Source organism: Clostridium sp. HV4-5-A1G, assembly GCF_900184915.1.
GTDB classification, from domain to species: domain Bacteria; phylum Bacillota; class Clostridia; order Clostridiales; family Clostridiaceae; genus Clostridium_B; species Clostridium_B aromativorans.
On record NZ_FXYI02000219.1, the window covers coordinates 1 to 5,113 of the forward strand.

6 protein-coding genes are annotated in these 5,113 nt (G+C 28.8%); 2 read left to right on the top strand and 4 right to left on the bottom strand.

The features are described from left to right. The first annotated feature begins 53 nt into the window (after positions 1-53). On the top strand, positions 54-1,406 hold the full coding sequence (locus J5G60_RS16480) for a DUF2334 domain-containing protein (protein WP_150358870.1): 1,353 nt from the start codon (positions 54-56) through the stop codon (positions 1,404-1,406). A 67-nt stretch (positions 1,407-1,473) separates the two neighbouring features. Here J5G60_RS16480 and J5G60_RS16485 read toward each other — a convergent pair whose 3' ends face one another. The 3 genes from J5G60_RS16485 to J5G60_RS16495 form a co-directional block, all read right to left on the bottom strand. Beyond that, complete coding sequence (locus tag J5G60_RS16485) at positions 1,474-2,397, bottom strand: S66 peptidase family protein (RefSeq protein WP_150358871.1); 924 nt, start codon at positions 2,395-2,397, stop codon at positions 1,474-1,476. Between the two features lie 172 nt (positions 2,398-2,569). After that, positions 2,570-2,905 (bottom strand): cupin domain-containing protein, encoded by a 336-nt coding sequence (locus J5G60_RS16490; RefSeq protein ID WP_150358872.1) that lies wholly within the window; start codon positions 2,903-2,905, stop codon positions 2,570-2,572. A 369-nt stretch (positions 2,906-3,274) separates the two neighbouring features. Continuing rightward, complete coding sequence (locus J5G60_RS16495) at positions 3,275-3,550, bottom strand: hypothetical protein (RefSeq protein ID WP_150358873.1); 276 nt, start codon at positions 3,548-3,550, stop codon at positions 3,275-3,277. Positions 3,551-3,783: 233 nt separating this feature from the next. Here J5G60_RS16495 and J5G60_RS16500 point away from each other — a divergent pair, with 233 nt between their 5' ends. After that, positions 3,784-4,371, top strand: a complete 588-nt coding sequence (locus J5G60_RS16500) for a hypothetical protein (RefSeq protein WP_150358874.1) — start codon at positions 3,784-3,786, stop codon at positions 4,369-4,371. 337 nt (positions 4,372-4,708) lie between these two features. Here the strand turns inward: J5G60_RS16500 and J5G60_RS16505 are convergent, their stop codons facing one another. Continuing rightward, positions 4,709-5,095 (bottom strand): GtrA family protein, encoded by a 387-nt coding sequence (locus tag J5G60_RS16505; protein WP_150358875.1) that lies wholly within the window; start codon positions 5,093-5,095, stop codon positions 4,709-4,711. Positions 5,096-5,113: the final 18 nt, after the last annotated feature.

Sequence of the window (5,113 nt, forward strand, 5' to 3'; positions counted from 1 at the left end):
ATATAAATATATTACATTTATGTTTTATCAATCAATCAGGAGATGAATAGATAATGTTCATAAAAAAAGCAAAGTATAAATTTAAATTAATATTATTAGCAGGTATTGTCATTGTCATTTCTGGTGCATTTATCTTAGGAAATAAGAAGCTGCCGAAACAGAATGACGCAAGTAAAATTTTAGAACAATCTAATAGAAAATTTAGCTCTTTTAAAGGCTTAGATATGAAAGAAGAAGACATAAGATTAAATTTTAAAATGAAACCTCTGAGTCTTCAACTTCCTATATATAATGATAATAATAGGTTATATATTCCGGTTTCTGAAATATGTAATACAGAGCTTACAAAAGATAACGCTGTTGTTAAAATGAACGATAAATCTGTACGAATTAATCTATTGAAAAACTCCTATTATGAAGGTAATAAGGAGTATAATTTACGAAAAAAGGCCATTGCATCAGAAGATGTTCTTTACCTATCTCTTTTTGACTTCACTAAGTTATTTAATTTGAAAACAGATTGGGATGTTGAAACAAAAACATTGTCTTTATTTTATAATTCAGATATTTTATTACAAAAGATTGAGAAAAAACATGGCAGGCCAGCTTTAATTAGGTTAGAGGATATTACTGCTGGCCAAAGGTATGCAACATCAGAGTCACTGGAAAAACTCCGAATTATAGCAGATTATTTATACCATGAAAATGTCCCCTTTCATGTTGCCTGGATTCCTAGATATATGAATCCTCCAAAAGGTATTGATAATGATCCGTCTACTCAGCTTAGCATGTATAATACAGATTTTGTATTTACACTTGATTATCTTATAGATAAAAATGGAATAGTTGGTTTACATGGATATACACATCAACAGGGAGAAGAAGAAAGTGTTGATGGAATTGAGTTCAATAGCAAAATTAATGCTGGTGAAGAATGTGTTCGTAGAAGAGTCAATTTAGCAATAAATTGTGCTAAAAAGCTAGATATACCCGTATACTTTTTTGAAAGCCCCCATTATGATGCAACAAGGTCACAAAAAAGAATTATGGGTGAATATTTTAATTATATTTATGAAGCATATAGATCTCAGAATGAAAAAGCAATAAGCAAAGTAAAAATTCAAAATAGAGTAGTGAGTTTTATTCCTACTCCACTTGATTGTGTGAATGGTGCAAAATGTATAGATAATATGATTGATAGAATTTATACATTACCTAAAAAAACCTTGGCTAGTTTTTTCTATCATCCTAATATTGAATTTGAATATATTAAGATTACAAAAGACAAATCAGGGTATACCACTTATACTTATTCTGAAGAGTCACCTCTTCATCAATTGTTAAGGGTATTCTCAGATAAAAATTATGAATTTAAATCCATTAAAGACTTAGACACCAGTATCTAAAATACATCGTCTTATTCCTATCTAATCTCACAACTAAAAAACGAACAAGAACAATTAGCAAAACAAATTATATATGCACTGTTGGTTCAAGTATTGTCAACGTATTATTATAAGTATTAAGGTTAGCTTGAGCACCTATAGGTATAGCCATTTTATACGTGCCATGCCCAGATGCTAAATTTGTCATAAGAGGTTTATTCAATGGTATTATAACTTCATTAATTAAATCTGCATATGATTTACCATATGCAGGATCACAATTTGTGCATTCACCCATAATGATACCTGCGCAATCCCTAAGTTTACCTGATAATATTAAATGGTTTATATGTCTGTAGACTGTATTAATAGGTTCATGAACTTCTTCAATTAGGAGTATCTTTCCTTTAGTATCAATTTCAAAAGGTGTGCCAAGGTTATCTACAAATGATGTAAGATTACCTCCTACTATAGTTCCTGTTACATTGCCAGGAACCCTGCTTATTAAAGGCATTCCAGGAGGATTTTCAAGTCTTCTTGGTGAGGTAAGTGTAGATGTAGCAGTGAAAAATTGATTCATGTTGTATGCGGGAGTACTTGGTTTAAAGTCTATTAAAAGAAGACTATGAAAAGTAATTAAATTGGCCCATGTATACAAAACATTTAATAAGATTGTTATATCACTGTACCCAGTGATAATTTTAGGATTCTGTGTGATAACAGGATAATCAAGATATGGTATAATACCTGCGACGCCTACTCCACCTCTTGAGGGTATGATAGCTTTTACATCAGGATTCTTAAACATTTCCATTAAATCAGAGGCCCTCTGTTGTTCCGTGGCTGCAATATATCCATCATAAGAATATGTGTAGTTCCCTAAGATTACATTAAAGCCCATATTTCTAAGAGTTTGTATACCAGTATTAATGACATCTGCAGATAATGGGCTTCCTAAAGTAACTATTCCTATTGTATCTCCTGCACGTAAAATTTCTGGCCTTATTGCCATGTCAATTCACCTTCTAAATAATTTAATGACATATAATTTCAAATTTCCTCATGAACAGAAAATTTGGATTTATAAAATTACTAGGATATTATATGAAGTTACTCAAATAGTTGTTAATTAATAATAAAATGAATTTGAAAAAGGGCAGCATAGCTGCCCTTTTTCAAATTGTTTAATGTTTTATAACTGTTAGAAGCATTTTAAATCTTTCACGGGCTTCAAGTCCATGGGGAATATCAGAAGGCATTATTATTGTTTCACCTGCTTCAACATTAAAAACATTATCACCTATAGTGATTTCAGCTGCACCGTCTAATATTTGAACCATAGCATCTCCAGAAGTTACATGAGTGCTGATGCCTTCACCTTTATCCAGTGAGAATAAAGTAATATTGACAGAAGATATTTGTGCAATAGTTCTGCTTATAACCTGGCCTTCTTGATAAGATATTAGATCATTTAGATTAAGTACCTTGGAAAATTCTACATTTTTAAATAAGCTATTCATATTTTTACCTCCTTGTATAATTGAATTTTTATTTTAGTATAGCGTTTTTAGTGATAAAAATATGTAGCGTATGTTACCGTTTAAAAAATAAGTAAAATCATATAGAAAAAATCCGTAGATGAGAATAACTGGAAGTAGATATTTGTTATATAGGTGCTTATTTTAAGCATTGTTTACAAATAGTGACAGTAAGTTATGGCGAATACTGCATATAATATAAATGTACTAGGGAAATAAATCCTTAGTGAAAAAATGAGTATTACTCTTTAAATAATTAATTGTTTTGTAGAACAGGCGCTCTTTATTTAGAGTGCCTGTTTTGCGCAAAAGTAGGTGTAAAATGTGTGGAAAGGAATTTTAATGTGAGGCTTATAGAGAGGTCAGAAATGCCTCATAGGTATCTTCAAATGATTCATAAGGGTCGGGATTTCCACCGTTTGTACTTTTACATTGATTGCTGCTGTATTCTTGACCAATTGCAAAGAGTTCTCCAACAGTTATAGGATGTCCTGCATCACAAGCTACTTTACAAAAAGTATCCATGGGATCATCTGCTGAACGGGTTGCAAGCAGCTTCTTTTTTAGCAAAGGGTCTTTTTTAGCGTCAGAATAAAGTAGTTCCAATTCAATAATTGTTTTGTTCATGATTACAGCTCCTTACTTTAAATTAATATTATTATAGCATTATATCAAAATTTGAGCTATCATTCTGATAATTTTAAAAATAGTGGTGAAGTGTAATAAAAACACTATTATATCTTAAAATATTAGAAAAAATATAAAATGAGACACCCTAAAATCAACTTTGATATTCGTAGATAATATAGAGAAGTTTATATTTAATATAAAAATTGTATAGAATCAATGGGGTGATGTTGTTGAATGATTATATTTTGGGTATAATATTTTCAATTGGGTATATATCACGGGGAAGGTTAATTTTTAAGAATAAGAATAAATATTTTCTTGAACAAATACAAAAAGTTTGTGGAAATAATATATATGAACAAAAGGATAAGAATAATATACAATATGTATTGAGTACTAAATACTTTAATATAGAAAAATTAAAATCCATAGGCTGGAATAATAGAAGTTCGGATGTCCGAAAATTGCCTGAATTAAATCAATATAGCGATTTCCTAAGGGCATATATAGAATTGCATAGTAGGTTTGATTATTCCACTAGATATAGAAATAAACGGAAAAAAATAAAATATAAGGCTTTACGTTTAAGAATATACGGTAATAAGGTATTAATTAAGGATATAAATAAAATATTAAATATGGATGCAAATACTACGCTAAAATCTCCTCAAAATGAAAAAAATAATAAAACTTCCTGTATATCGTATACGTCCATAAATGAAATAAAGTCCATATTTCAGTATATAGAAAAGAGACCTTATTTTAACAGCTTTTGGGAAGAAATTGAAAGCAAATTGAGAATGCCTATTATAGTGTAAAAAAATATACTTAACAAATAATTAACCTGTATGATATGAACACATAATATTTTTATCATACAATAAAAAATGAAAAGCTTAATGATTAAATTATAACTAACCCTATGAGTACTGAATCCCCAATCAGTACTATTTTTTTATATATTTTATTAATAAATAGATAATTAACAGGATATTATTTGTCGTTATGACACATTATTGTCACAATGATGATGTATAGTATTATACAGACTAAGGGAAATCTTAGTAAAAAATTATATAACCTATGTACATGAATTGCTGTGTAATTTGATTATGCAGCAGTTCGTTTTTTTGTACAAATGCAAAACTTAAAACATTAAGAAAATGTCCATAACTTATTCATCATATAATTAAACATCCCTGTGATAATAGTAGACATTAACTGTGATAATATTTTATTAAAATAGAGATTGTTGACAAATAAGATTAAAAGTATACTACTGAAAATAATTGATATTGAATTTACAATAATAAATTTAATAAATAAAGTACCTGTATTGCCATCGGATTTAAATACCCAAAATTTATTGCAGATAAATCCGTTTATAATTCCAAGAAGATATGCTATAATATTTGCTTCTATATAATTAACGTTGATCTTTATAAGAATATTGTAGGCAATTAAGGTTATAAGTGTATTTAAAGTTCCCGAAATAACATACTTTATAAATTGTTTTCTCTTTAATAATATATTTAAAAACATTTCTTATCTCCATAAAAC